Source organism: Methylobacterium variabile, from assembly GCF_001043975.1.
Lineage (GTDB): Bacteria > Pseudomonadota > Alphaproteobacteria > Rhizobiales > Beijerinckiaceae > Methylobacterium > Methylobacterium variabile.
The window spans coordinates 54,621-80,848 of the sequence record NZ_LABY01000102.1 but is presented as its reverse complement, the minus strand read 5'-3'; the positions used below and the strand labels follow the sequence as shown (position 1 = coordinate 80,848).

Here is a 26,228-nt window from a genome sequence, read left to right as displayed (position 1 = left end):
TCTGTTTTCAGACCGAGGAGCCGCCGGCACACTCTCTCCATCGACACCGCGCCGCACCGGGCGCAACGATGGAGACGACGATGACCAAGCCCTACAATCGCCTCGACCTCGACCAGGCCGTCGTCCTGCTCGTCGATCACCAGGCCGGCCTGATGTCGCTCGTGCGCGACTTCGATCCCGATCGCTTCAAGAACAACGTGCTCGCCGTCGCCGACCTCGCCGCCTACTTCAAGCTTCCGACCATCCTCACCACCAGCTTCGAGGATGGCCCGAACGGCCCGATCATGCCGGAGCTGAAGGCCAAGTTCCCGGACGCGCCGTTCATCGCCCGGCCCGGCCAGATCAACGCCTGGGACAATCCCGACTTCGTCGCCGCCGTGAAGGCCACGGGGCGCAAGCAACTCATCATCGCAGGCGTCGTCACCGAGGTCTGCGTCGCCTTCGTCGCCCTGTCGGCCATCGCGGAAGGCTACGAGGTGTTCGCCGTCACGGACGCGTCGGGCACCTTCAACCCGGTGGTGCGCGACGGGGCCTGGAACCGGATGTCGGCCGCCGGCGTGCAGCTGGTGAACTGGTTCGCTGTCGCCTGCGAGCTGCACCGCGACTGGCGCCGCGACGTCGAGGGGCTGGCGACGCTGCTCGGCGACCATATCCCGGACTACCGCAACCTGATGACGAGCTACGGCGCGGTCCGGGGCGCGATCCCGCAGGCGGCCCCGGGCGCCTGACGGCCCGCCGCCCGGGTGCGGGGCCGGACAGCCGCCCCCTTGTGTCGGGGGCGGCACCGCCCTCGCGCCCGACGGGGCGGCGCGTGCGCGGCCGGCCAAGCGGGATTGCGCCTGCTCCGATGGGCACCAGGATCGCTCTCGCGTGAGGTGTTGTTGTCAGGCCGAGAGCCCGTTCCGGGCGACATTCCGCCGTCGGATGGTCGCGCCGGTCCGCGCCGGGCGCGATCCGCAACCGGGTGGCCGAAGCCGGCCAGCAGGACGGACGCGGAGGCGAAGCCCGCTGCGGCTGACGCCACCCTGCCGGCGAGCGAGCGCGAGGAACTGCGCCGGGCGTGACTGGAGAATCCGGCAGCGGGCGCTGGAGCGCGACATCCGCCCTTGCTCTCACACGCGGCGATCGCGGATTTGAACCCGAAGCGGCGCCGACCGTTCGCCTGCTACACCGTCCTCACAGACCCACGTGCGCGCATGACGCTTCGGATCCCGTTCGACAACAGCTACGCCCGCCTGCCGCAAGGCTTCTTCGCCCCCACGGCGCCGACGCCCGTCGCCAGGCCGAGGCTGATCCGCCTGAATCGCCCGCTCGCGCTGGAACTCGGCCTCGACCCGGACCAGCTCGCGAGCCCTGAGGGCGCCGAGATCCTGGCCGGGAACCGACTCGCCGAGGGATCCGAGCCGATCGCCACGGCCTATGCCGGCCACCAGTTCGGGCACTTCGTTCCGCAGCTCGGCGACGGGCGCGCCATCCTGCTCGGAGAGGTCGTCGGCCGGGATGGCCGGCGTCGCGACATCCAGCTGAAGGGCTCGGGCCCGACGCCGTTCTCGCGCCGTGGCGACGGGCGCGCGGCCCTCGGCCCGGTGCTGCGCGAGTACCTGGTGAGCGAGGCCATGGCGGCCCTGGGCATCCCGACGACCCGGGCCCTCGCCGCCGTCGCGACCGGCGAGACGGTCATCCGCGACACCCTGCTCCCCGGTGCGGTGCTCACCCGCGTCGCCAGCAGCCATGTCCGGGTCGGAACCTTCCAGTTCTTCGCCGCGCGCAACGACGTCGAGCGCCTGCGCGCCCTGGCCGACCACGTCCTGACCCGGCACTACCCGGAGGCCGCGGCGGCCGAGAAGCCCTACGCCGCGCTCCTGGCCCAGATCGTCGCCCGCCAGGCCGAGCTCGTCGCACGATGGCTGCTCGTCGGCTTCATCCACGGCGTGATGAACACCGACAACATGTCGATCGCCGGCGAGACGATCGATTACGGCCCCTGCGCCTTCATGGACGCCTATGATCCCGGGACCGTGTTCAGCTCCATCGACCAGCACGGCCGCTACGCCTACGGCGCCCAGCCGCAGATCGCGCTGTGGAACCTGAGCCGCCTGGCGGAGGCCTTCCTGCCGCTCCTGAACGCCGACACGCCGGCCGCCGTGGCCGAGGCCGAAGACGTGCTCGGCCGCTTCGGGCCGCTCTTCGAGGCCGACTTCCACGGAGGCCTCAACCGCAAGCTGGGCCTTGCCGCCGTGCGGGAGGGAGATCCGGCCCTCGCCGGAGACCTCCTGAAGCGGATGGCCGAGAACCAGGCCGACTTCACGCTGACGTTCCGGAATCTCGCCAGGGCCGCCGAGGACCCGACGGCCGACGAGGCGGTGCGCCGGCTCTTCGTCGATCCGACCGCCTTCGATTCCTGGGCCGTCCGGTGGCGGGACCGTCTGGCAGAGGAGCCGGGGGATGCCGCCTCGCGAGCGGCGGCGATGCGTGCCGTCAACCCGGCCTTCATCCCGCGCAACCACCGCGTCGAGGCGATGATCGAGGCGGCCGTCGAGCGGGACGATCTCACGCCGTTCGAGGAACTCCTGACGGTGCTCTCCCGCCCCTACGACGATCAGCCGGCCCACGCGCACTACGCCGAGGCGCCGGAAGGCGGCGGCGTCGGCTACCGGACATTCTGCGGGACCTGAGCGGAGGACAGCCCGGTCGTCCCGCGCCCGAGGCTCGATCACCGGCGATCACGGCCCGGGTCTGCGCCGCAGGCGCCAGGCGCTGATGCATCGAGCGCCTGGTCATCGACGTGCCCATGGCAGAGCGCGGAGGTATGAGCGGTAGACGTCGCCGCCGCCCTCCCCTTTCCTGTCCGTCGTTCCCCGGCCCCGAGGAGAAGCCGATGACCCGTCCCCCGCTGCCGCCGTTCACCGAGGAGAGCGCGATCGAGAAGGTCCGCCTGGCCGAGGACGGCTGGAACAGCCGCGACCCCGCCAAGGTCGCCCTGGCCTACACGACCGACACCCGCTGGCGAAATCGCGTCGAGTTCCTGACCGGCCGGGAGGCGGTCGAGGCCTTCCTGACCCGCAAGTGGAACCGCGAGCTCGACTACCGGCTGATCAAGGAGCTCTGGGCCTTCGCCGGCAACCGCATCGCGGTGCGCTACGCCTACGAGTACCACGACGACAGCGGCCAGTGGTTCCGGGCCTATGGCAACGAGAACTGGGAGTTCGCCGGGGACGGGCTGATGCGCACCCGGCACTCGAGCATCAACGAGCACCCGATCCGCGAGGCGGAGCGCCGGTTCCGCTGGCCGCTCGGGCGCCGGCCAGACGACCATCCTGGTCTCAGCCATTTCGGCTTCTGATCGGTCCCGGCGCTTCGGGGTGGCCGGTCCCGCCCCGGTTTACCATCCGGCCACGGGCTCGCGGCGCGATCCCGTGAACCGCTGTAAGCGTCGCGGTCGACGGGCCGGGACGGAGGGGGGAGGTCATGGACCGCTGGCAGGCCATGCGCATCTTCGCGAAGGTCGCGGAGACGGCGAGCTTCGCCGAGACCGCGCGCCTGATGCACATGAGCCCGCCGGCCGTGACGCGCGCGGTAGCGGCCCTCGAGGAGGCCATCGGCGCCCGCCTGTTCGTGCGCACCACGCGCTCCGTGAAGCTCACGGAGGCCGGCGGCCGCTACTACGAGGATTGCCGGCGCATCCTGGCCGACATCGTCGAGGCCGAGGCCGCGGCCGCCGGCTCCTACGCGACGCCGTCCGGCACGCTGGCGGTGACCGCCTCGCTCCTGTTCGGCCAGATCCACGTGCTGCCGATCGTGACCGACTACCTCGACGCCTACCCGACCATGGCGGCGCGGACGCTGTTCGTCGACCGGCAGGTCAACATCGTCGAGGAGGGCATCGACGTCGCCGTGCGCATCGGCCACCTGTCGGATTCCGGCCTGACGGCCGCCAGGGTCGGCTCGGTGCGCCGCGTCGTCTGCGGCTCGCCGGCCTACTTCGAGCGCCACGGCGTCCCGCAGACCCCGCAGGACCTGAGGGACCACCGCATCGCCATGTCGACGGGCGCCTGGGCCTCGACGGAGTGGCGCTTCGCGCAGGACCAGCGCGTGACGGTCCATCCCGCCCTGATGAGCAACACCAACGAGGCCGGCATCGCCGCGGCGCTGGCGGGCTGGGGCCTGACGCGGGTGCTGCACTACCAGATCGGGCCCGCCCTGCTGGAGGACCGGCTGCAGGTCGTGCTCGCCGAGTACGAGGAGCCGCCGCTGCCGATCCACGTCGTGTACCCCGAGGGGCGGCAGGCGCCGGCGAAGGTGCGGACCTTCGTCGACCTGGCCGTGTCGCGGCTGCGCGCCAACCGCCTGCTCAACTGAGCGGGCGGCCAGACGCGCGGCGTGCCCTCTCGCTCCCTATCTCTTTGCGAACCGAGCGCCCGCCGCTGCGCTGACGCATTTGGAAGGTTCAATCAGGCCTGAGCCGTGCAACTCTGAGACCAGCGGCCCTAGATTTTGACCTGTGCCCAGTCTCGCGAGGAGACAGAGGTGACGAGGTCTGTGTCGTTGGAGAAGAAGGTCCAGGCGTCGCAGCAGGCGTCGACGATCTGCTGGTAGGCCCGGAACACCCGGTTGGCGAGCGTGTTCTGGCGCAGGTACTGCCAGACCGGCTCCATCGGGTTCAGCTCCGGAGACGACGCCGGCAGGTGCAGCAACGAGATGTTGTTCGGCACTGGGATTGCCCCACTTTCGTGGTTCTTGCCGCGTGATCCACGAAAATTGAGCAAGAAGCACCGATCCGGTGCAATCCCGGCCCACCAAACAGCCCGAATGTAGACGGCTCCAGGATTGGCGGCTCAGGCCACAGCCCGCCCTCGTGTGTGCTACCGCACGTGCCATGCATCCACATCATTTAAATCAGAGCGTTCGCCTCATTCATGCATTTGAAGCATGCCTGCTGACTCAACTTTGTGATGCTCCTCTGCACGTTCGGGTGGCAGGACACACGGGATCCCCGAACGGTCGGGTGCGACGTCGATAGTTGCCGGATGCGGAGAGCGACCCCCGACGCCGAGGCTGGGACCAGGCAACCCTGTGTGTCGTTTGGAATATGAATATGTTCCTCGGTCCGACGATACTGGTCGGACCTGCAGGTCGGCGATGCCCCGTCGTGGCCATTCCGCAGACGCCGCATCCGCAGGGATCAAGCGGGGACGACGATGAAGCCACGTACCCGTCGCAGCGCGGCTCGGCTCAATTCCGGCGCAGGGCCACAGCGCGAGGACGGGGCCGCGGACAGAGGCGGCTTCGCACCTGCTTGTGGCCGGTACGCCCGCGGCCTTGCTCGCGACGGCGGGGATCGCAGGAGGCAGGCAACCGACGTCTCGCAGTGGCCTTGCCGTACACGGGAGACGAGGGCGAGGCGGTCATGGACGCGGTGGCGCGCCTCCTCTCCACCCACCTGTTTGGATGACGGGTCAGGAGTTCAGGAGAAGAGCATGGGACAGAACAGCCGTATCCGGCACGCCGCCCTCCAGGCCAAGGTGACCAGCGCCGAGCATGCGGCCAGCCTGATCGCCCCGGGCAGCACGATCGGAATGAGCGGGTTCACGGGCTCCGGATACCCGAAGGCCGTCCCGCTCGCCCTGGCAGCCCGGATCCGAGCCGCCCATCAGAGCGGAACGCCGTTCCAGGTCAACATCTGGACGGGCGCTTCGACCGGCCCGGAACTCGATGGAGCGCTGGCGGCGGCCGAGGGGATCTCCCTGCGCCTGCCCTACAACTCTGACCCGGTCGCGCGAGACAGGATCAACCGCGGCGAGATGGATTACGCGGACCTCCACCTCAGCCAGGTGGCGCCGATGGCGTGGCAGGGCTTCCTCGGCCCGCTCGATACGGCGGTCGTCGAGGTCTCGGCGATCCGGTCCGACGGCGCCCTCGTGCCGTCCTCGTCGGTCGGCAACAACAAGACGTGGCTGGACCGGGCGCGCCAGGTGATCCTGGAGGTCAATCGCTGGCAGAGCCCGGCGCTGGAGGGCATGCACGACATCTACTACGGCACGGCCCTGCCGCCGCACCGCGTGCCGATCCCGATCCTACGCCCAGAGGATCGCATCGGCGAGCCGGCCCTCCGCTGCGATCCCGACAAGATCGTCGCCATCGTCGAGACCGACGCACCAGACCGCAACCTGCCCTTCGCCGCGCCCGACGTGGTTGCCCAGGGCATCGCCAACCATCTCATGGACTTCCTCGGTCACGAAGTGGCGCGGGGACGGCTGCCGACTTCGCTGCTGCCGATCCAGTCGGGGGTCGGCAACGTCGCGAATGCGGTGCTCTCCGGCCTTCTTCACGGGCCGTTCGAGGACCTGACGGCCTACACGGAGGTGATCCAGGACGGCATGCTGGATCTGCTAGAATCCGGCAAGCTGCGCGTCGCCTCCGCAACCGCCTTCTCCCTCAGTCCCGAGGCGGCCTCGCGGCTCAATTCCGAAATGGCGCGGTTCCGCGACCGGATGATCCTGCGGCCGCAGGAGATCAGCAACCATCCGGAACTGGTCCGGCGGCTCGGCTGCATCGCCATGAACGGGCTCATCGAGGCCGACATCTACGGGAACGTGAACTCCACCCTCGTGATGGGATCGCGCATGCAGAACGGCATCGGCGGCTCCGGCGATTTTGCCCGCAACGCCTTCCTGTCGATCTTCATGACGCCCTCGACGGCCAAGGGCGGCACGATCTCGGCCATCGTGCCGCAGGTCTCGCATGTCGACCACATCGCCCAGGACGTCCACGTGCTGGTGACGGAGCAGGGCTTGGCGGACCTGCGCGGCCTCTCGCCGAGGCAGCGGTCGGAGCTGATCATCGCCCGCTGCGCCCATCCCGACTACCGGCCGCTGCTGGCTGAGTACGTGGAGCGTGCCCGTCACCGCTCCTTGGGCCTGCATGCGCCCATGATCCCGGGCGAGGCCTTGTCCTGGCACCAGCGCTTCCTCGATCATGGCTCGATGCGACCGATCGCATGACGCCCTGCGCCGCGTGACGGCCCTCGTCCTTGACGAGGCGGTCGGGCCGGAAACCAGGGCTGGCGCGTTGGGCAATCGGCGGCGCGCTCCGTCGCGGAGGTGAGAGCCATGACCGAGAACGAGATGGCAGTGCGGATCGCGGCGGACGGCTTCATCGCGGCGCTCGACCAGAGCGGCGGGTCGACGCCGGGCGCGCTGCGCGCGTACGGCATTCCCGACACCGCCTACGGCGACGAGGGCGAGATGTTCGCGCTGATGCACGCGATGCGGGTGCGGATCATGACCTCGCCCGCCTTCACGGGCGGCAAGGTCATGGGCACCATCCTGTTCGAGGGCACGATGGACGGCTCCGCAATGGGCAGGCCCGTCCCGACCTACCTCTGGCAGGAGCGCGGGATCGTCCCGTTCCTCAAGGTCGACAAGGGCCTCGCCCCGCAGGAGGACGGGGTCAGCCTGATGAAGCCGATGCCGGACCTCGACGCGCTCCTGAGGCGCGCCGTCGGGCTCGGCGTGTTCGGCACGAAGATGCGCTCGGTCATCAGCGCGCCGTCCGATCACGGGATTGCAGCGGTGGTGGAGCAGCAGTTCGAGGTGGCCGAGCGGATCGCCGCGCACGGGCTCATGCCGATCATCGAGCCGGAAGTCTCGATCACGAGCCTCGACAAGCCCGGCGCGGAGGCGATCCTCCTCGCCGAACTGACCCGCAGGCTCGACGCCCTGCCCGAGGGACGGCGGGTGATGCTGAAGCTCACCCTGCCCGAGGTCACGGACCTCTACGCACCGCTGACCCGCCATCCCCGGGTGGCCCGCGTGGTGGCCCTGTCGGGTGGCTACACGCGCGACGAGGCCTGCGCGCGGCTCGCCGCCAACCACGGCATGGTCGCGAGCTTCTCGCGCGCCCTGACCGAAGGTCTGACGGCCGACATGAGCGACGAGGCGTTCGACGCGGCGCTCGCAGCGGCCATCGACCAGATCTACGCGGCATCGGTGAACAAGCTGAGATAGCCGGAGCACGGGGCCGGGCGGCGGGCTTCGCGCCCGGCCGCGGAGCGTGACGCAGGCTCGGCCCGAGGCCGCCGGCCTTGATGAGGTCTTCTCAAGGGCGCGCTGCCCGTCGGAACCGGCACCGGCAGTGCCCGAGACCGGAAGCGCTGCGCTCGCCTCACGCGACGGCGCCACGGCCCTCTTCGCTCCGCGCGCCCGAGCAGATCCGATCCGAGCTGGCGGATGCGATCACACGGTGATCACCCGAGGCAATCGGCGGTCTCATACCCTCGCGCCTTCGCATCGACACGTCGATGCGAAGGCGTCCGGCGCATCAGCGCCGGCGCCCGTTCGGGCTTGCCTTGCGCCTCCGAACGGGTCCGTTCGAAGGCGCGGCGGTATCACGGGCTGTTCGGGCGTCGATATCGCGTGGTCGCGTCGAGATCACGGTGATCTGTTACTCCCGGAATTCACGATTCCGGCCAGTTGACGCCGGCACTCGACCGTCATGTGAAACGCGTCAACCAGATCGCAATGAATCCTCGCGGAGGCGGGGTGAGAGTGGGAGCAAGCGGGCATAGGACGGCAAAAGATTCTGTGCATCGGGGCGGCGCGGATCGACCGCCGTGATCTTACCGCTGGGTGAGCTTGCGCGACACGTAATGCCCCCGTACCAGCACCTGTCGCCGCCCGTCAGCGGGCAACGACCAGTGCGGGGCTGCGACGGATCTCGACCGCGCGCCGCGTCCTGGGTTGCCGGCTGGCGTGACGGACCGTCGCCGTCCGCAGGTGTGTTCGCATGTCGCCAGAGTCCTCGCAGCTCGAGCCGAAGCTTCTCCTCAAGACTCTCCGGGCCTTCCGGAAGGGGGATTTCTCGACCCGCCTCCCCCTCGACCTGACGGGCATCGATGGTGAGATCGCCGAGGCCTTCAACGACGTCGTCGAGCTGAACCAGGGACTGGTCCGGGAGCTCGACCGCCTCGCGCGCACCGTCGGCAAGGACGGACGCATCGGCGAGCGCGGCAAGCTGCCTGCGGCGACGGGCGGCTGGGTGGCCTGCGTCGACTCGGTCAACGCGATGATCGGCGATCTCGTCCAGCCGACCACCGAGGTCGCGCGGGTCATCGGAGCCGTGGCCAAGGGCGATCTCGGCCAGACCATGCAGCTCGAGATCGAGGGCCGTCCCCTCAGGGGCGAGTTCCTGCGGATCGGCAAGGTCGTGAACACGATGGTCGATCAGCTGAATTCCTTCGCCTCGGAGGTGACGCGCGTGGCGCGCGAGGTCGGCTCGGAGGGCAAGCTCGGCGGCCAGGCCCAGGTCGCAGGCGTCGGCGGGACCTGGAAGGACCTCACCGACAACGTGAACCTGATGGCGGCGAACCTCACCGGCCAGGTGCGCAACATCGCCGAGGTCACCACCGCAGTGGCCCGCGGCGATCTGTCGAAGAAGATCACCGTCGACGTCAAAGGCGAGATCCTCGACCTGAAATCCACCATCAACACCATGGTGGACCAGCTCAACTCCTTCGCCTCCGAGGTGACCCGCGTCGCCAAGGAGGTCGGCACGGAAGGCAAGCTCGGCGGCCAGGCGCAGGTGAAGGGCGTCGGCGGCGTCTGGAAGGACCTCACCGACAACGTCAACATGATGGCCGAGAACCTGACCGGCCAAGTGCGCAACATCGCCGAGGTCACCACCGCGGTGGCCCGCGGCGATCTCTCGAAGAAGATCACCGTCGACGTCAAGGGCGAGATCCTGGCCCTGAAGCTGACCATCAACACCATGGTGGACCAGCTCAACTCCTTCGCGAGCGAGGTGACGCGCGTGGCGCGTGAGGTCGGCACCGAGGGCAAGCTCGGCGGCCAGGCGCAGGTCGAGGGCGTCGGCGGGACCTGGGCCGACCTGACCGACAACGTGAACATGATGGCGGCGAACCTGACCGGCCAGGTGCGCAACATCGCCGACGTGACCACGGCCGTCGCCAACGGCGACCTGTCGAAGAAGATCACCGTCGACGTCAAGGGCGAGATTTTGGAGCTGAAGAACACCATCAACACCATGGTGGACCAGCTCAACTCCTTCGCCTCCGAGGTGACGCGGGTGGCGCGCGAGGTCGGCTCGGAGGGCAAGCTCGGCGGTCAGGCCCAGGTGAAGGGCGTGGCGGGGACCTGGGCCGACCTGACCGACAACGTGAACCTGATGGCGGCGAACCTCACCGGCCAGGTGCGCAACATCGCCGACGTGACCACGGCCGTCGCCAATGGCGATCTGTCGAAGAAGATCACCGTCGACGTCAAGGGCGAGATTTTGGAGCTGAAGAACACCATCAACACCATGGTGGATCAGCTCAACTCCTTCGCTTCCGAGGTGACCCGCGTCGCCAAGGAGGTCGGTTCCGACGGCAAGCTCGGCGGTCAGGCTCGCGTCGAGGGCGTGGCGGGAACCTGGGCCGATCTCACCAACAACGTGAACCTGATGGCCGAGAACCTGACCGGCCAGGTGCGCAACATTGCCGAGGTCACCACCGCGGTCGCGAACGGCGACCTGTCGAAGAAGATCACCGTCGACGTGCGCGGCGAGATCCTGGAGCTGAAATCCACCATCAACACCATGGTGGACCAGCTCAACTCCTTCGCCTCCGAGGTGACGCGGGTGGCGCGCGAGGTCGGCACCGAGGGCAAGCTCGGCGGCCAGGCCCAGGTGAAGGGCGTCGGCGGCGTCTGGAAGGGCCTCACCGACAACGTCAACATGATGGCGGCGAATCTCACCGGCCAGGTGCGCAACATCGCCGAGGTCACCACCGCGGTCGCGAACGGGGACCTGTCGAAGAAGATCACGGTCGCGGTCGAGGGCGAGATCCTGGAGCTGAAATCCACCATCAACACGATGGTGGACCAGCTCAATTCCTTCGCCTCCGAGGTGACGCGGGTGGCCCGTGAGGTCGGTATCGAGGGCAAGCTCGGTGGCCAGGCCCAGGTGCGCGGCGTCGGCGGGACCTGGAAGGACCTCACCGACAACGTCAACATGATGGCCGAGAACCTGACCGGCCAGGTGCGCAACATCGCCGAGGTCACGACCGCGGTGGCGAACGGGGACCTGTCGAAGAAGATCACCGTCGACGTGCGCGGCGAGATCCTGGAGCTGAAATCCACCATCAACACCATGGTGGACCAGCTCAACTCCTTCGCCTCCGAGGTGACGCGGGTGGCGCGCGAGGTCGGCACCGAGGGCAAGCTCGGCGGCCAGGCCCAGGTGAAGGGAGTCGGCGGGACCTGGAAGGACCTCACCGACAACGTGAACATGATGGCGGCCAACCTCACCGGCCAGGTGCGCGGCATCGCCAGCGTGGTGACGGCGGTGGCCCAGGGCGATCTCAAGCGGAAGCTCTCGGTCGACGCCAAGGGCGAGATCGCGGCGCTCGCCGCCACGGTCAACGAGATGATCGAGACGCTCGCGACCTTCGCCGACCAGGTGACGAACGTCGCCCGCGAGGTGGGCGTCGAGGGCAAGCTCGGGGGCCAGGCGCGGGTGCCGGGCGCCGCCGGCCTCTGGCGCGACCTCACCGACAACGTGAACCAGCTGGCCGCCAACCTCACCACCCAGGTGCGCGCCATCGCGGAGGTCGCGACCGCGGTGACCAAGGGCGACCTCGCCCGCTCGATCGCCGTCGAGGCCTCGGGCGAGGTCGCGGCGCTGAAGGACACCATCAACGAGATGATCCGCAACCTGCGGGACACGACGCTGAAGAACGCCGAGCAGGACTGGCTGAAGACCAACCTCGCCAAGTTCACCCGCATGCTGCAGGGCGAGCGCGACCTCGCCACCGTCTCGAACCTGATCCTGTCCGAGATCGCCCCGCTGGTGAACGCCCAGCGCGGCGTCTTCTACATGGTCGAGGACGACGGGGGCGAGCCGGTCCTCGACCTCGTGGCGAGCTACGCCTTCACGGAGCGCAAGAACCTCTCGAACCGCTACCGCCTGCGCCAGGGCCTGGTCGGGCAATGCGCCTACGAGAAGAAGCGCATCCTGCTCACCAACGTGCCGGGCGACTACATCACCATCGGGTCCGCGCTCGGCGAGGCGGCGCCGCTCAACATCATCGTGCTGCCGGTGCTGTTCGAGCAGGAGGTGCGGGCGGTGATCGAGCTCGCCTCGTTCAACCGGTTCAGCGAGACGCACCAGTCCTTCCTCGACCAGCTCACCGAGTCGATCGGCATCGTGCTTAACACGATCGCCGCGAACATGCGGACCGAGGGACTCCTCAAGCAGTCCCAGCTGCTGACGGGCGAGCTGCAGAGCCGCCAGGAGGAGTTGAAGAAGACCAACGACCGCCTCGAGCTCCAGGCCGCCTCGCTCCAGCAATCCGAGGACCTGCTCAAGAGCCAGCGCGAGCGCCTGCAGCAGACCAACGAGGAGCTGGAGGAGAAGGCGCGGCTCCTGGAGATCCAGAAGCGGGAGGTCGAGGGCAAGAACCGCGAGGTCTCCGTCGCCAAGACGGCGCTGGAGGAGAAGGCCGAGCAGCTGAGCCTGACCTCGCGCTACAAATCGCAGTTCCTGGCGAACATGAGCCACGAGCTGCGCACGCCGCTCAACAGCCTGCTGATCCTCTCGAAGCTCCTGTCCGAGAACCGCGACGGCAACCTCACCGACAAGCAGCGGGAATTCGCCAAGACGATCAACGCGGCCGGGACCGACCTCCTGTCGCTCATCAACGACATCCTCGACCTCTCGAAGATCGAATCCGGCACCGTGTCGCTCGAGATCGGGGACGTCGCGCTCCATGACCTCGTCGAGAACCTCAACCGGACCTTCCGGCAGCTAGCCGAGGAGCGTCGGCTTGCCTTCGAGATCGAGGTCGAGCCGGGGCTGCCGCGGTCCGTCCGCACCGATTCGAAGCGGCTGCAGCAGGTCCTGCGCAACCTGCTCTCCAACGCCTTCAAGTTCACCGAGAAGGGGAGCGTCTCCTTAGCGATCGGCTCCGCCGAGGGCTCGCCGCTGCGCGCCGGGAGCCGGTGGATGGCGTTTGCCGTCACCGATACCGGGATCGGCATCGCCGAGGACAAGCAGCGCATCATCTTCGAGGCGTTCCAGCAGGCCGACGGGACGACGAGCCGCAAGTACGGTGGCACCGGCCTCGGCCTCGCGATCAGCCGCGAGATCGCGCGCCTGCTCGGCGGGGAGATCGTGGTGGAGAGCCGCGTCGGCACCGGCAGCACCTTCACCCTGTTCCTGCCCTTCGAGCCGCCGGTGCAGGCGATCACCGGTCGTGCCCCGGACGCGGCCGAGGCGGGCGCGAGCCCGTCACCCGTCGGCCGCCAGCCCAACGCCGCGATGGCGCTCTCGGCCTCGGCCGACGACCGCCACGCCATTCACGGGGGCGACCACATCGTGCTCATCGTCGAGGACGACGCGATGTTCGCCTCGGTGCTGCTGGAGCTCGCGCGCGAGCGCGGCTTCAAGGGCCTGATCGCGCAGGACGGCGCCAGCGCGCTCAGTCTCGCGCACCGCTTCAAGCCGCACGCCATCACCCTCGACATCGGCCTGCCGGACATGGACGGCTGGGCCCTCCTCGACCTGCTGAAGAACGACCCCCGTACCCGGCACATCCCGATCCACGTGATCTCGGTCAACGACGAGAAGAAGCGCGGTCTGCGCGCGGGCGCGTTCGGCTTCCTGGAGAAGCCGGTCGAGCGGGAGGGCCTGTTGCGCGCCCTCGAGCGCTCGAAGGAGTTCATCACCCGGCCGGTGCGCAACCTCCTGCTCGTCGAGGACGACGAGAACCAGCGCGCGAGCATCACGGCGCTGTTGAGCGAGGAGGACGTCAAGATCTTCGCGGTCGGCACCGCTGCCGCCGCCCTGGAGGCTCTGACGGGCGGTCGGTTCGATTGCGCGATCGTCGATCTCGGACTGCCCGACCTCGGAGGATCCGAGCTGATCGAGCAGATCCGCGCCTCGCGCGAGGGCGAGGAGCTGCCGATCATCGTCTATACCGGCCGGGAGCTGACGGCTGCCGAGGAGCAGCAGCTCCGGCACACCGCCTCGACGATCATCCTCAAGGACACGCGCTCGTCCGAGCGGCTCCTCGACGAGACGGCCCTGTTCCTGCACCGGGCCATCGGCAGCGTCCCGGTGGAGGACCAGATCCTCGTCGGGAGCACGGAGGCGGCCTCGCTGCAGGGGTGCCAGGTCATTCTGGTCGACGACGACCTGCGCAATATCTTCTCGCTCACGAGCGCCCTGGAGCAGCACGGGCTCGAGGTCCTGTTCGCGGAGAACGGGCGGGACGGCATCGCTCTGCTCAACGCCAACCCGACGATCGACGCGATGCTGATCGACATCATGATGCCCGGGATGGACGGCTACGAGACGATCCGGGCGATCCGGGCCCTGCCGGCCTTCGGCGGCCTGCCGCTGATCGCCGTCACTGCGAAGGCGATGAAGGGCGACCGCGAGAAGTGCCTCGAGGCGGGCGCCTCCGATTACGTGTCGAAGCCGATCGACGTCGACCAGCTCCTCGCGGTGCTCCGGGTCCAGCTCGAGCGGCGGGGCGCAGGCAGGCACGGCGCGTCCGCGACCAAGGAGGGCGCGCAGGCCTCGGCGCGCAAGCCGCTGTGACCGCGCGTCCGCAGGATCCGCCCCCGATGGACCGTGACGCCGAGGACGGAACGCGAGCCGTGCCCCCGGAGCCGCTCCCGATCCGCGCCAAGATCCTGATCGTCGACGACGATCAGCGCAACCTGCTCGCCGCGTCCGAGATCCTCGCCGATCCGGCGATCGATCTCGTCCTGGCGGATTCGCCGGAGGAGGCGCTGCGCCGGACCCTGCGCGAGGACTTCGCCCTGATCCTGCTCGACGTGCAGATGCCGCGCATGGACGGCTACGAGGTCGCCGCCCTGATCCGCAGCCGCTCGCGCACGTCCAGTGTCCCGATCCTGTTCCTCACCGCGCACAACAAGGAAGACATGCACATCTTCCGGGGCTACTCGGCCGGGGCGGTGGACTACGTCTTCAAGCCGATCCAGCCCCTCGTGCTGAAATCGAAGGTCGACGTCTTCGTCGATCTCTACCGCAAGACCGAGGAGATCAAGCGCAAGGCGGCGGCCGAGAAGCAGCTCCTGCTCGAGAACCTGCGGGTGCGCGGCGAGAAGCTGGACGCCGAGCAGGCCCTGCGCCGGCGCGAGGAGCATCAGGCCGCCGTGCTGCGTGGTCTGCCGATCGCGCTCTACACCTCGCCGCTCGGGATGGAGGATCGGCGGCTCCACTTCACGAACGACAGCATCGAGCGCATCACCGGCTTCTCGCGCCAGGCCTTCGCCACCTCCGGCCTGTGGGAGTCCCGTCTCGATCCGGACGACGGCGAGCGCGTCCTCGAGGACCTGCGCACCGTGTCGGAGGCCGGCGCGGTGGCGCTGGAATACCGCTGGCGCAACGCCGACGGCACCGACCGGCACATCCTCGATCAGGTCGTGGTCAATCGCGGCGAGGACGGCACGCCGGCCGAGCTGTTCGGGATGTGGTTCGACGTGACCGAGCGCAAGGAGCTCGAGCTCAGCCTCCAGCACGCCTCGAAGCTCGAGGCGGTCGGCCGCCTGACCGGCGGCATCGCGCACGACTTCAACAACATGCTGAGCATCGTGATCGGGAACCTCGACCTCGCGAGGGGGGCGCTCGCGAACAACGAGGCGGCGCTCCGCCGGGTCGAGAGCGCCATCGAGGGCGCGCATCGCTGCGCGGAGCTGACCAGCCGCCTGCTCGCCTTCTCGCGGCGCTCCTCCCTCCAGCCCAGCGCGCTGGACATCGCCGCCTTCATGCCCGGCCTGGTCAAGCTGCTCGCACGCACCCTCGGCGAGCGGGTCACGATCGCGACGGACCTGGACGACCGCCTGCCGGAGGTCTGCGTCGACCACGCCCAGTTCGAGGCCGCCCTCATCAACCTCGCGGTCAACGCGCGGGACGCCATGCCGGACGGGGGTACGCTGGGCATCCGCATCCAGGGCCGCGCCGCCCCGGCCCCGGACGGCGGCGAGGACGCGCGCACCGTGGAAATCGCGATCACCGACACGGGCACCGGGATGTCGCCCTCGGTCCTCGCCCGGGTGTTCGAGCCCTTCTTCACGACGAAGGAGGCCGGCAAGGGCACCGGCCTCGGCCTCAGCATGGTGTACGGCTTCGTCCAGCAGAGCGGCGGCACCATCGCCGTCGAGAGCAGCCCGGGCCAGGGCACGCGCTTCGTCATCACGCTCCCCGCGCGCGTCGGGCGCTCCTCCCCGTCGCAGGGCGCCGGCCCGGGGGCGGCCGCCGAACCGCCGGAGACCGTGAACGGCGCGGGCAAGGCCGTCCTCGTCGTCGAGGACGACGCCGACGTCCGCTCCACCATCGTCTCGACCCTGGAGGCGCTCTCGTTCAGGGTCCTCAGCGCGCAGGACGGCAGCGAGGCCCTGCGCATCCTGGAGAGCGAGCCGAACATCGCCCTCGTCTTCAGCGACGTGAACATGCCGGGCGTGCTGACCGGCATCGAGCTCGGCCACGTCATCCGCCGGCAATGGCCGGCGATGCCCGTCCTCCTGGCCTCCGGCTACCTGAAGGACGACCAGGACGCGAACGGCTTCCAGCTCCTGCAGAAGCCCTACCGCGCGACCGAGCTGATCAGCATCCTGCGCAACCTGCTGAGCGGCACCCACGCGACGTGACGCCCACCCGCCGCGCGGGCGAGGAGACGGTGCGGCTCGCCCGTGCCCGTCCGCCCGCCGCGACGGCGGAACGGTTGCATCCGCGACCGGAAGCGGGGGGAGCGCGGTCGATTGACGGGCCGCTCGCGGCATCGATACGGTGTCGCATGTCCTCGGCATCGCTCGTCTCATCCGCCGCCCGCCCCGTCATGCCGGTGCTGGCCGCCCTCAGCGTCGCGCATCTCCTGAACGACACGCTGCAATCGATGATTCCGGCGATCTATCCGCTGGTCAAAGACACCTACCACCTCGACTTCGCGCAGATCGGCCTGATCACCCTCGCCTTCCAGGTCACGTCCTCCCTGCTGCAGCCTCTGCTCGGATACGTGACCGACCGGAGGCCGTGGCCGCACGCGATGGTCGCGGGCATGGCGGCGACCCTGGCCGGGATCCTCGGCCTCGCCTTCGCGTCGAGCTACGGCATGGTGCTGGCGTCGGCGGCCCTCGTCGGCACGGGTTCGGCCGTCTTCCATCCGGAGGCGACGCGCATGGCGCGGCACGCCGCGGCGGGCCGGCAGGGGCTCGCGCAAGGGGTTTTCCAGATCGGCGGCCACGTCGGCTACTCGATCGGCCCGCTCCTCGCGGCCGCCGTCGTCGTGCCGAACGGGCAGGCGAGCCTGTCCTGGTTCTCCGGCATCGCCGTCGCCGCGATGCTGCTGATGTCCTGGACCGTCTCGCTCTACGTGAGCTCGCGCCGCGGCCAGACGGCAGCAGCGGCGAAGGGGGCGGAGGCGACGTCGTCGGGGATGCCGGCCGGTCGCGTCGCGTTCGCGATGACGATCCTGATCCTGCTCCTGATGTCGAAGAACGCCTATCAGGCGAGCTTCACCTCCTACTACACGTTCTACCTGATCGAGCGGTTCGGGGTGAGCGTGCAGGCCTCGCAGCTCATGCTGTTCGGCTTCCTGGTCGTCGGCGCCGCCGGCGTCATCCTGGGCGGCATGCTGGGCGACCGGATCGGCCGCGGTCGCGTGATCTGGATCTCGATCCTGGGTCCGCTGCCCCTCGCGCTCATCCTGCCCTACGCGGACCTGTTCTGGACCGGGGTGCTGAGCGTGCTCGCCAGCTTCATCATGGCGAGCGCCTTCTCGTCGATCCTGATCTACGCGATCGACCTCGTGCCGCACCGGGTCGGGCTCGTCGGCGGCCTGTTCTACGGCCTGTCGTTCGGGCTCGGGGGCCTCGCGGCGGGCGGGCTCGGGCTCCTGGCCGACCGGATCGGCATCGTCGAGGTGTTTCGCCTCTGCGCCTTCCTGCCGGCGATCGGGCTCCTCGCCTTCCTGCTGCCGCGGCGGGCGTGACGGCGCGCCGGCGGACCGCACGTCGAGGAGGCCATCCGGGAACCGGCGGATGCACGGCTCGTTGAAGGCCAAGAACGACAGCCTGCTGTCATCTTGGCAACGTGTAGCGAGCAAAGCATGACAACGTCGGGCACCGCTCACCCGCCGGGCCCCGCCACCGAGGCGGAGCGCAGCCGGCAAGCCCTGACCGAGCTGATCCTCACGGTGTTCCGGCTCAACGGCGACCTGCTCGCGGCCGGCGACAAGCTCGTCCACGACCTCGGCCTGACCAGCGCCCGATGGCAGGTGCTCGGCGCCATCGCCCTCTCGCCGGTGCCGCTGCCGGTCGCCCACATCGCGCGCAACATGGGCCTCACCCGCCAGGCCGTGCAGCGCGTCGTCGACGACATGCGCGAGGCCGGCTTCGTCCATGTCGATCCGAATCCGCACCACCGCCGCGCGGGGCTCATCGCCCTCACCGAGAAGGGCGAGAGCGCCTACCGCCGCGCCATCGCGCGCAAGGAGATCTGGGCCGAGGGCCTGTGCGCCGGCCTGTCGCCGGACGGGATCGAGGCCGCCAACGCCCTCCTGCGCGATCTCCAGCGACGCCTCGACGAGGACGCGCACGAGGACGCGCGCGCCTCGCGGCGCCCTGCGCGCGACGCCTGATCCACACCTCGCTTCGTCCCGTCGGTCGCACACCGTGCCAAGCCTGGGGTCGCCATGTCCAAGAATATTTCGCCCGATAGTATTTCACCCGACAGTATCGTGCCCGAGAGCACGGTATCCGGGGACGCGTCGCCCGGCCCGACGGCGCACGACGCGGACGTCATCGTCGTCGGCGCCGGGCCCGTCGGCCTGACCGCGGGCTGCGCCCTGCGCCATCACGGCGTCGATTGCCTGATCCTGGAGGCCCGCACCGAGGTGCAGGACCATTCGCGCGCCAACAACCTCTGGGCGCGCCCGCAGGAGCTTCTGGCCGGCATCGGCCTCCGGGATGCCCTCGCGGCGCGGGCCTACCCGATCCGGCAGATCAACTTCTTCGTGAACGGCGCGCCCACGACGCCGATCCCGATCGACGACGTCGCCAGCCCCTACCCGCAGGTGCTCTATAGCGGCCAGGACGTGATCGAGACGACCTTGATCGAGACGTTCGAGGCGCGGGGCGGCCGGATGGAGCGCGGCTGCCGGGTCGTCGGCATCGCCCAGGACGACGACAGCGTGACCGTCACCCTGAGGCGGGGCGACGACGGCCCGGAGGAACGCCGGACCTGCCGCTACCTCGTGGCCGCCGACGGCGCCAAGAGCACGGTGCGCCCGCTATTGGGCCTGGACTTCGAGCCCGAACGGTTCGAGGGGCGCATGAACCGCCAGATCGACGCCAGGCTGTCGTGGCGGCGCGCGATGGAGCCCGACCAGCTCTGGTTCTTCTACTACGAGCGCGGCTTCTGCGGCGTGCTGCCGGTCTGGGGCGGCTATCACCGCCTGTTCTTCCTCGCCGACGACGCGGGCGTGCCCGACCGGGATCCGACGCTCGCCGAGATGCAGGCGGTGGCGCGCGAGGTCACGGGCGACGAGACGCTGACGCTGACCGACCCCCAGTGGCTCACCCACAGCCGCTTCCAGTCCGGCGTCTCGCCGGGCTACGCCCGCGGCCGGGTGTTCCTGGCCGGCGATGCGGGGCACCTGTCGCTGCCCATCGGCGGTCAGGGCATGAACGCGGGCCTGCATGACGCGGTGGAGATCGCCTGGCGGCTGGCGATGACGGTGCGGGGCGAGGCCGCGCCGGTCGTGCTCGACTCCTACGACGCCGAGCGCGGGGGCGAGCACGCCCAGCTCAGCGCGCAGCAGGCGAAGGGCTTTCGTCGGACCGTCTATCGCGGGCCGGTCACGGACGCGGCGCTCGGGCTCGCCGCCAAGGCGCTGCCGGGCATCGGCGCCCTGCTCCAGGGGACGGACGACCTGCAGCAGATGACGGTGAGCTACCCGCAGAGCCCGCTGAACGAGGACCACCTCTCGGGTCTGGCCCGGCTCTTCCACTCCGGGCCCGGACCGGGCGACCGGGCCCCCGACGCGGAGGTGACGCGGGCCGGCCGGACGACCTCGCTGTTCCCGTTCCTCTGCAACCCGGACGGTCGGACGACGGGATGGGCACTGCTGTGCTTCGACGGCCGCTCCTCGACCGCGGCGGCCTCGCTCCGGGCGGCGATCGAGGCGGTCGCGCCCTGGGACCGGGTGCGGCCGCGCCTCGTCCTCGCCGGTCCGTCCGTCGATGCCGGGGACGTGCCGGTCCTGTCGGATCTCGACGGCAAGGCGCACGGGGCCTACGGGCTCGAGGACCGCCCGGCCGTCGTCCTGGTCCGCCCCGACGGGCACATCGCCTTCCGCGACACGGCCGAACGGCCCGACCGTCTGGCGGCGTATTGCCGAAGGATCTTCACCCCGTAGGCGGGAGGTCCGGCACGGGGAGCCGGCCTCCGTAGCGGTCGTGAGATGGACGGTGAGCGCGGGGACGGCGAGGGCACGGGCGTCGCCCGCCCGCGCGGCCGGGGTTCAACCCGCTGATCCGACGCCGCGCGGCTCGGCACCCTGGCGCACCTCCTCTCCGTCCGGGGAGAGCGGCAGGTCGACCGTGAAGCGCGCACCGCGGCCCTCCTCGCTCGCCACCTCGATCTGGCCCTGCAGGGTCGAGGCGACGAGATTGAAGACGATGTGCAGGCCGAGCCCCGTGCTGCCCTTGGTCCGTCGCGTGGTGAAGAACGGGTCGAACACCTTGCCCAGGTTCTCCGCCGGGATGCCGACGCCGTCGTCGGCGACGACGATGCGCAGGCGGTCCTCGCCCAGGCGCGATGCCGTCAGCTCCAGCACGCCCGTCCGGCCCTCGGGGTAGCCGTGGACGATGGCGTTGAGCGCGAGGTTGCTGATCACCTGCGCCAAGGCGCCCGGATGGGCATCGAGGACGATCCCGTCCTCGCAGCGGATCCGCAGGGCGTGACCCTTGCGGCGCAGGAGCGGTCCGAGGGTGCTCATCAGCTCCTCGAGCCAGACGCGCAGCTCGAACGTGCGCCGCTCCTCGCTGGCCTGGTCCACCGCCACTTGCTTGAAGCTGTGCACGAGGTCGGCCGCCCGCGTGAGATTGGAGAAGAGCAGCCGCATCGCCTCGCTCAGCCGGTCGAGGCCCCGGGTCAGGTCCGACCGGCGCAGGCGCCCGGCCTCCACGGCCTGCTGGAGCTGTCGCAGGTCTCCCTCGGCGGCCGTCGCGGTGGTCAGCGACAGCCCGATGGGGGTGTTGATCTCGTGGGCGACGCCCGCCACGAGCTGGCCGAGGGCCGCGAGCTTCTCGGCCTGCACGAGGTGCGCCTGGGCCTCGCGCAGGTCGGAGAACGCCGCCTCGGATCGCTCCTTCTCCTGCCGGAGGGCCTGCTCGGTCCGGAACTGCTGCCGGGCCCGGTACTCCCGCGCGCTGACGGCGTAGAGCGAGAGCGCGTAGGCCATGCCGATCTCGAAATTGTTCACGAGGCGCATGCCCGCCTGCTCGTAGGTCGCGAGGGACTCGCACACCAGGAAGCAGAGCCAGGTCACGCCGCAGAACGCCGCGAGGGCGGGCAGGCGCAGCGGCAGCAGCGTCGAGACGAACAGGATGACGATGATCATGCCCGCGGCCGCGTGGTCGAAGCCGGGGCCCAGCCGCAGGTAGATCAGGCTGAGCACGCAGCCGGGCACGACGCAGTAGGCGAGGTAGATCGCCTCGGCCCAGCGCCGCGCGCCGGGCCGGCCCAGCACAGCCGCCGCCGGCAGGAGCACCGCGCCGGCGACCGCGAGCCGCAGCAGCAGCGTCTCCGTCCAGTGCGCCGGGTCGAGGATCCAGTCCCAGGCCGCGAAGGCGCAGTAGATGACCGCGCCGAGGACCATCGCGGCCCGCGTCCGGGACAGGTCGTCGAGGGTGAAGCGCGCGACGAAGGTGCGCTCGTCGGCGGGGTCGTCGAAGTGCAGGCCGAGCCGGCCCAGGAGCGTGCGCATGAGCGGGGGACGTGAGAGCACCGAGGCCGCCTCTCCTACGCGATCCGGCCGCGGAACGCACAGGCCGCGGCCGGGACCCGCACGGCGGGGGCCGCGCGGCCAGGTCCAGTGATCCCTGCGGCCTCAGGCCGCCCGGACGGTGGCCAGGAACCGCGAGACCTCGGCCGAGAGCTGCTCGGCCTGGCGCGACAGGTGCGAGGTCGAGGCCAGGACCTGGCTCGCCGCGGCCCCCGTCTCCTCCGCCGCGCCTGCCACGCCCGCGATGTTGCTCGTCACCTCGCCGGTGCCGACGGCCGCCTGCGCCACGTTGCGCACGATCTCCTGGGTGGCCGCGCCCTGCTGCTCCACCGCCGCCGCAATCGAGGTCGCCACCGTGCTGATCTCGCCGATGCGCGTCGCGATGCCGCCGATGGCCGAGACCGCCTGGGTGGTCGAGCCCTGGATGCGCCCGATCTGCCCGGTGATCTCCTCCGTCGCCCGCGCCGTCTGGGTCGCCAGCTCCTTCACCTCGGCGGCGACGACCGCGAACCCGCGGCCCGCCGCGCCGGCCCGCGCGGCCTCGATCGTCGCGTTCAGCGCCAGCAGGTTGGTCTGGCCCGCGATCGTCGAGATCATCGCGACGACGTCGCCGATCTTGGCGGCGGCGGCGCTCAGCTCCTGCACCAGGGCGGCCGTCTCGGACGCTTCCACCGCCGCCGTCCGGGCCAGGACCGCCGACCCGTTCACCTGCCGGCCGATCTCGAGGACTGACGCACCGAGCTCCTCGGCCGCCGCCGCGACGGTGCCGACGTTCGAGGCCGCCTGCTGGGCCGCGGCCGCCACGGTGGTCGATTGCGACGCCGTCTCGGCGGCGATGCCGGCCATGCTCTGGGAGGTGACCCGCAGCTCGGCGGCGGCGGCCGTGACCGTGGTGATGACGCCGCCCACCGCGGCCTCGAAGCCGTTCGCCATCTCGCGCGTCGCGGCCCGGCGCTGCTCCTCGGCGGAGGCGCGGGCGAGCGCGGTCTCCTCCTCGAGGGCCTTCATCCGGACCAGGCCGTCCTTGAACACCTGCACGGCGTTGGCCATCTCGCCGATCTCGTCGCGGCGGCCGGCACCGTCGACCCGGGCGTCGAGGTCGCCGCCGGCCAGCCGGCGCATCGTCCCCGTCATGCCGGTAATCGGGCCGATCACCCGCCGGCGCACGACGACGAACCCGGCCAGGGCCAGGACGAGCGCCGCGGCGAGCAGGCCGACCTCTCCCATCAGCCGCGTCGACGCCTCGGCGTAGCGGTCCTGGGCGTGCTGGCGGGCCATGCCCATCGCGGCGTTCGAGATCGACGAGAGGGCGTCCAGCCCCTCGTTGCCGGTCCGATCGAGCTCGTCGTTGCCGATGCTCGGCGCGCGCCGGCCGGCGGCATCGTCGTAGGCGGCCTTGCGGATCCGATCGTAGGTTCCGAACGTCACGCTCCTGGCCGTGCTCATCAGGCTCACCAGCCCGGCCGGGGCACCGGGCCGGGCGAGGAGCTCGTTGAGCACCGACCAGTTGACGGCCGCCCGGCCGCGCAGCTCGGCCATCCTGCGGTCGAGGTCCGGCGTGAGCTCGCCCTTGCTGCGCACCTCCGCCAGGACCGTGCGCTCCAGCCCGATGCCGTCGCGGGCGAGCCAGGCCGCCTGCTTGACGGCCATCAGCTCGGCCGTCGTCGTATCGGCCATCCGGATGGCCTCGCCTAGGGCGACCGACATCCTCTCCAGCCTGTCGATCACGTCGGTGGCCGCGGCGGCGTACTCGCGGCTCAAGCCCGCGCGCCGCTGCTCGATCGGCGCCTTGAGCGCGGCGTCGGCCTCGCCGCGCAGGGCGGAGAACCGCGCGACGCTGCCGGGCAGGCTGGCCGCGATCTCGGGCTGCCCGCCCGTGCAATCGACCTGCGCGCACAGCGCGACGACCCGCGCGGTGGCCGGATCGGCCTTCTGGCGCGCGGCGACGAGCATGGTGAGGAACGCGTCGGACGCGGGCTGCCTGGCTTCCAGCGCCACGCGGGTGGGCCCGCGCTGGGTGCGCGTATTCTGGAGGGCGGCGAAGACGTCGTAGCCGGCCTCCGCAACCTGCGCCACGCGTGCGCTGTCCTGCAGTTTCTTGGCGTCACCGTAGATCGGGATGCCGATCGCCACGACCACGAGCGCAGTCATCGACCCGAGCAGCACCTGAAGGGTGGTGCCGATCCTCGGCGAAAAATTTCTCAAGGCCATCATCCGTCCCGCTGCTGGGCTTGACAGCCACAGATCACCGAAATCTGAGTTACAATGCTGAAATTTATATTACTCGCTCGATCTTTACAGAGATCACTTGACGCGAATATTTGACCTTGCGTCATGCTATGCTTCCGCTGCTGCGATCCTGGCCGCGAATGCAGTCCGCAGCCGCTCACGCAGTGCCGGTTCGGTCATCTGCTGGGTCAGGAGACGGCATGGAGGAGACTTCGAGCAGTCGTCGCGTGAGGAGCGGAGGCTGGCCTCCCACATGACGGCGGCCTACGCCGCGTCGAACCCGTTGAACTTCAACAGTGCCGCCTACCGGCCGGTCGCCGGCCGCCTGCTCCTGTTCCCCGCCAAGCAGACCCATGAGGTCGAGCCGAACGAGACCGACGAGGCGCGGATCTCGGTCTCCTACGACCTGGTCGTCACGTCGCGGGGCGGGCCCGGGGACGGCCACCACGAGTTCCTGATGCCCTCGCTCTCGGTGTGGCGCCGGGTCGGGCGGCCCGAGGCGGCGCCCGCGCCCGCGCGCAGCGGCCCCTCCCCGGCGAGGGACTGGATCCCGCTCGCCGAGGTCAGCGGTCATCGCCGCGCGGCCGACGCTATCACCCTGCCGGCCCGCGACGGCCACGTGCTGTGGGAGCCGACGGTGCTGCCGCACTGCTCCAGCCCGGCGGCCTGGGGCGAGTACGCGGCGGAGCTGGCCGCGGTGCCGGACGAGGATTGGCTGCGCGACCATTCCGGCGCCGTCCTGCTCTGGAACGGGTGCCGGGAGTGGCGCGGGTTCCGCGACGCGGTCGACCGCCTCACCGTGCACCTGCGCGGGCGCGACGTGTCCCTCGACGGGGCCGGGCTCACGGCGCCCGTCCTGCAGCGGCGGGACGCCGGCGGCGAGCCGCCGTTCCGGCGCGGCAGGACGCATCTCTGCGTCTACCTGCGGCTCGACCATGCCGGCGCCCCTCCGGACCCGGAGGCAGGGCCCGCATGCGCGATCGACTTCGCGGAGGGCGGCGCGGTAGCCTTGGAGCCGGGCGACATGCTCCTCGTCGGCGGATGCCGCCGCCATCGCCTCCGGGGCGCGAGCACGGTGATCCAGTTCGGGCTCGACCTGCCGGCCATCGCCCGCGCGGAGGCACTGGGCTCGCGCGCGCTGCAGGAGCCGGAGGTGCTCGATGCCGTGGCGTTCGCGGCCGCCGCGGCGCAGCCGGTCGGTCATGCGCTGCCGCCGCCGCAGGTGCTGTTCGAGAAGATGCAGTGGCTCGAGGCCCGCGCCCGCCGGCGCATTCGGCACGAGACCTGTCCCGTCGTCCGCCGGTTCCTCATCGACCACGCCGATCCGGCCAGCGCGACGCCCGAGGAGCTCGCCCTCGTGCGCGGCCACGGCTTGCCGGCGGAGGCGGGCGACGTCCGCGACGGCGTGGTGATCGAGGACGTCCCGGTCCTCAGCGCCGCCGAGTGCGAGACGCTGTGCCGGTTCGCCGCCGCCCACGTGACCTCGGTCGTGCCCGACACCGTCGACGACCTGCCCGAGTACCAGGTCAACCTGACGATCGACGGCCTGTCCGCGCTCATCGGTGCCGAGCGCGTCGCCGTGCTCACGCGCATTCCGGACGCGTTGAGGCCATCGGACGGCCCGGCGCCGCGGGACGCCTATCGCCACATCGACATCTTCCTGAGGATGTACTCGCCGCAGACGCGTCCCTACATCGCGTTCCACTCCGACACCTGCGCGTACACCGTCAACGTCGCGCTGAACGAGGATGAGAGCTTCTCGGGCGGGCGGCTCCTCGCGCTCGGCGAGGCCGGTCTGGTCGCGCCGTCGCGCCGCACGGGCGCGGCGCTGCTCCACGCCGGCAACCTCGTGCACGGCGTCAGCCGCATCGAGCGCGGCACGCGCTACTCCCTCATCCTGTTCTTCCACGAGGCGAAGGCGGCGTAGCGCCGCCGAGCGCCTCGCCGTCGCTGCGTCGGTGGCGAGGCG

General features: G+C 70.4%; 15 protein-coding genes. 12 read left to right on the top strand and 3 right to left on the bottom strand.

The features are described from left to right. Positions 1–80: 80 nt before the first annotated feature. From ycaC to VQ02_RS15860, 4 genes are all read left to right on the top strand, one after another. Positions 81–728, top strand: a complete 648-nt coding sequence (ycaC, locus tag VQ02_RS15875; protein ID WP_048445169.1) for an isochorismate family cysteine hydrolase YcaC — start codon at positions 81–83, stop codon at positions 726–728. A 468-nt stretch (positions 729–1,196) separates the two neighbouring features. Further along, positions 1,197–2,675, top strand: coding sequence for a protein adenylyltransferase SelO (locus VQ02_RS15870; RefSeq protein WP_048445168.1), 1,479 nt, complete (start codon positions 1,197–1,199; stop codon positions 2,673–2,675). A 203-nt stretch (positions 2,676–2,878) separates the two neighbouring features. Continuing rightward, entirely contained in the window at positions 2,879–3,343 is a 465-nt protein-coding gene (locus tag VQ02_RS15865) for a nuclear transport factor 2 family protein (RefSeq protein WP_048445167.1), read from the top strand. 125 nt (positions 3,344–3,468) lie between these two features. Continuing rightward, entirely contained in the window at positions 3,469–4,359 is an 891-nt protein-coding gene (locus VQ02_RS15860) for a LysR family transcriptional regulator (protein WP_048445166.1), read from the top strand. Between the two features lie 128 nt (positions 4,360–4,487). Here the strand turns inward: VQ02_RS15860 and VQ02_RS15855 are convergent, their stop codons facing one another. After that, positions 4,488–4,712, bottom strand: a complete 225-nt coding sequence (locus VQ02_RS15855; RefSeq protein ID WP_053080397.1) for a transposase — start codon at positions 4,710–4,712, stop codon at positions 4,488–4,490. A 765-nt stretch (positions 4,713–5,477) separates the two neighbouring features. Between VQ02_RS15855 and scpC the strand changes: the two genes are divergently transcribed. The 7 genes from scpC to VQ02_RS15820 all read left to right on the top strand — a co-directional run bounded on the left by scpC (position 5,478) and on the right by VQ02_RS15820 (position 20,440). Next, positions 5,478–7,001, top strand: a complete 1,524-nt coding sequence (scpC, locus tag VQ02_RS15850) for a succinyl-CoA:acetate CoA-transferase ScpC (RefSeq protein ID WP_048445164.1) — start codon at positions 5,478–5,480, stop codon at positions 6,999–7,001. A gap of 108 nt (positions 7,002–7,109) precedes the next feature. Then, entirely contained in the window at positions 7,110–8,006 is an 897-nt protein-coding gene (locus VQ02_RS15845; protein WP_048445163.1) for a fructose bisphosphate aldolase, read from the top strand. A 778-nt stretch (positions 8,007–8,784) separates the two neighbouring features. Then, positions 8,785–14,598, top strand: a complete 5,814-nt coding sequence (locus VQ02_RS15840) for a HAMP domain-containing protein (RefSeq protein ID WP_048445162.1) — start codon at positions 8,785–8,787, stop codon at positions 14,596–14,598. 26 nt (positions 14,599–14,624) lie between these two features. Further along, on the top strand, positions 14,625–16,673 hold the full coding sequence (locus tag VQ02_RS15835) for a response regulator (RefSeq protein WP_048445161.1): 2,049 nt from the start codon (positions 14,625–14,627) through the stop codon (positions 16,671–16,673). Positions 16,674–16,819: 146 nt separating this feature from the next. Next, the gene (locus VQ02_RS15830) at positions 16,820–18,013 is read left to right on the top strand and encodes an MFS transporter (protein ID WP_048445160.1); all 1,194 of its coding nucleotides are present in this window, start codon (positions 16,820–16,822) and stop codon (positions 18,011–18,013) included. 117 nt (positions 18,014–18,130) lie between these two features. Beyond that, a complete protein-coding gene (locus VQ02_RS15825; RefSeq protein ID WP_053080396.1) occupies positions 18,131–18,661 on the top strand; it encodes a MarR family winged helix-turn-helix transcriptional regulator in 531 nt (176 codons plus the stop codon). 99 nt (positions 18,662–18,760) lie between these two features. After that, positions 18,761–20,440, top strand: coding sequence for an FAD-dependent monooxygenase (locus tag VQ02_RS15820; RefSeq protein WP_048445159.1), 1,680 nt, complete (start codon positions 18,761–18,763; stop codon positions 20,438–20,440). 105 nt (positions 20,441–20,545) lie between these two features. Here VQ02_RS15820 and VQ02_RS15815 read toward each other — a convergent pair whose 3' ends face one another. Beyond that, the gene (locus VQ02_RS15815) at positions 20,546–22,012 is read right to left on the bottom strand and encodes a sensor histidine kinase (protein ID WP_048445158.1); all 1,467 of its coding nucleotides are present in this window, start codon (positions 22,010–22,012) and stop codon (positions 20,546–20,548) included. 123 nt (positions 22,013–22,135) lie between these two features. Further along, positions 22,136–24,235, bottom strand: a complete 2,100-nt coding sequence (locus tag VQ02_RS35150; RefSeq protein WP_245239749.1) for a methyl-accepting chemotaxis protein — start codon at positions 24,233–24,235, stop codon at positions 22,136–22,138. A 103-nt stretch (positions 24,236–24,338) separates the two neighbouring features. Here VQ02_RS35150 and VQ02_RS34760 point away from each other — a divergent pair, with 103 nt between their 5' ends. Continuing rightward, positions 24,339–26,186: a putative 2OG-Fe(II) oxygenase gene (locus tag VQ02_RS34760; RefSeq protein WP_280818947.1), complete on the top strand. Its 1,848-nt coding sequence runs from the start codon at positions 24,339–24,341 to the stop codon at positions 26,184–26,186. Positions 26,187–26,228 lie beyond the last annotated feature (42 nt).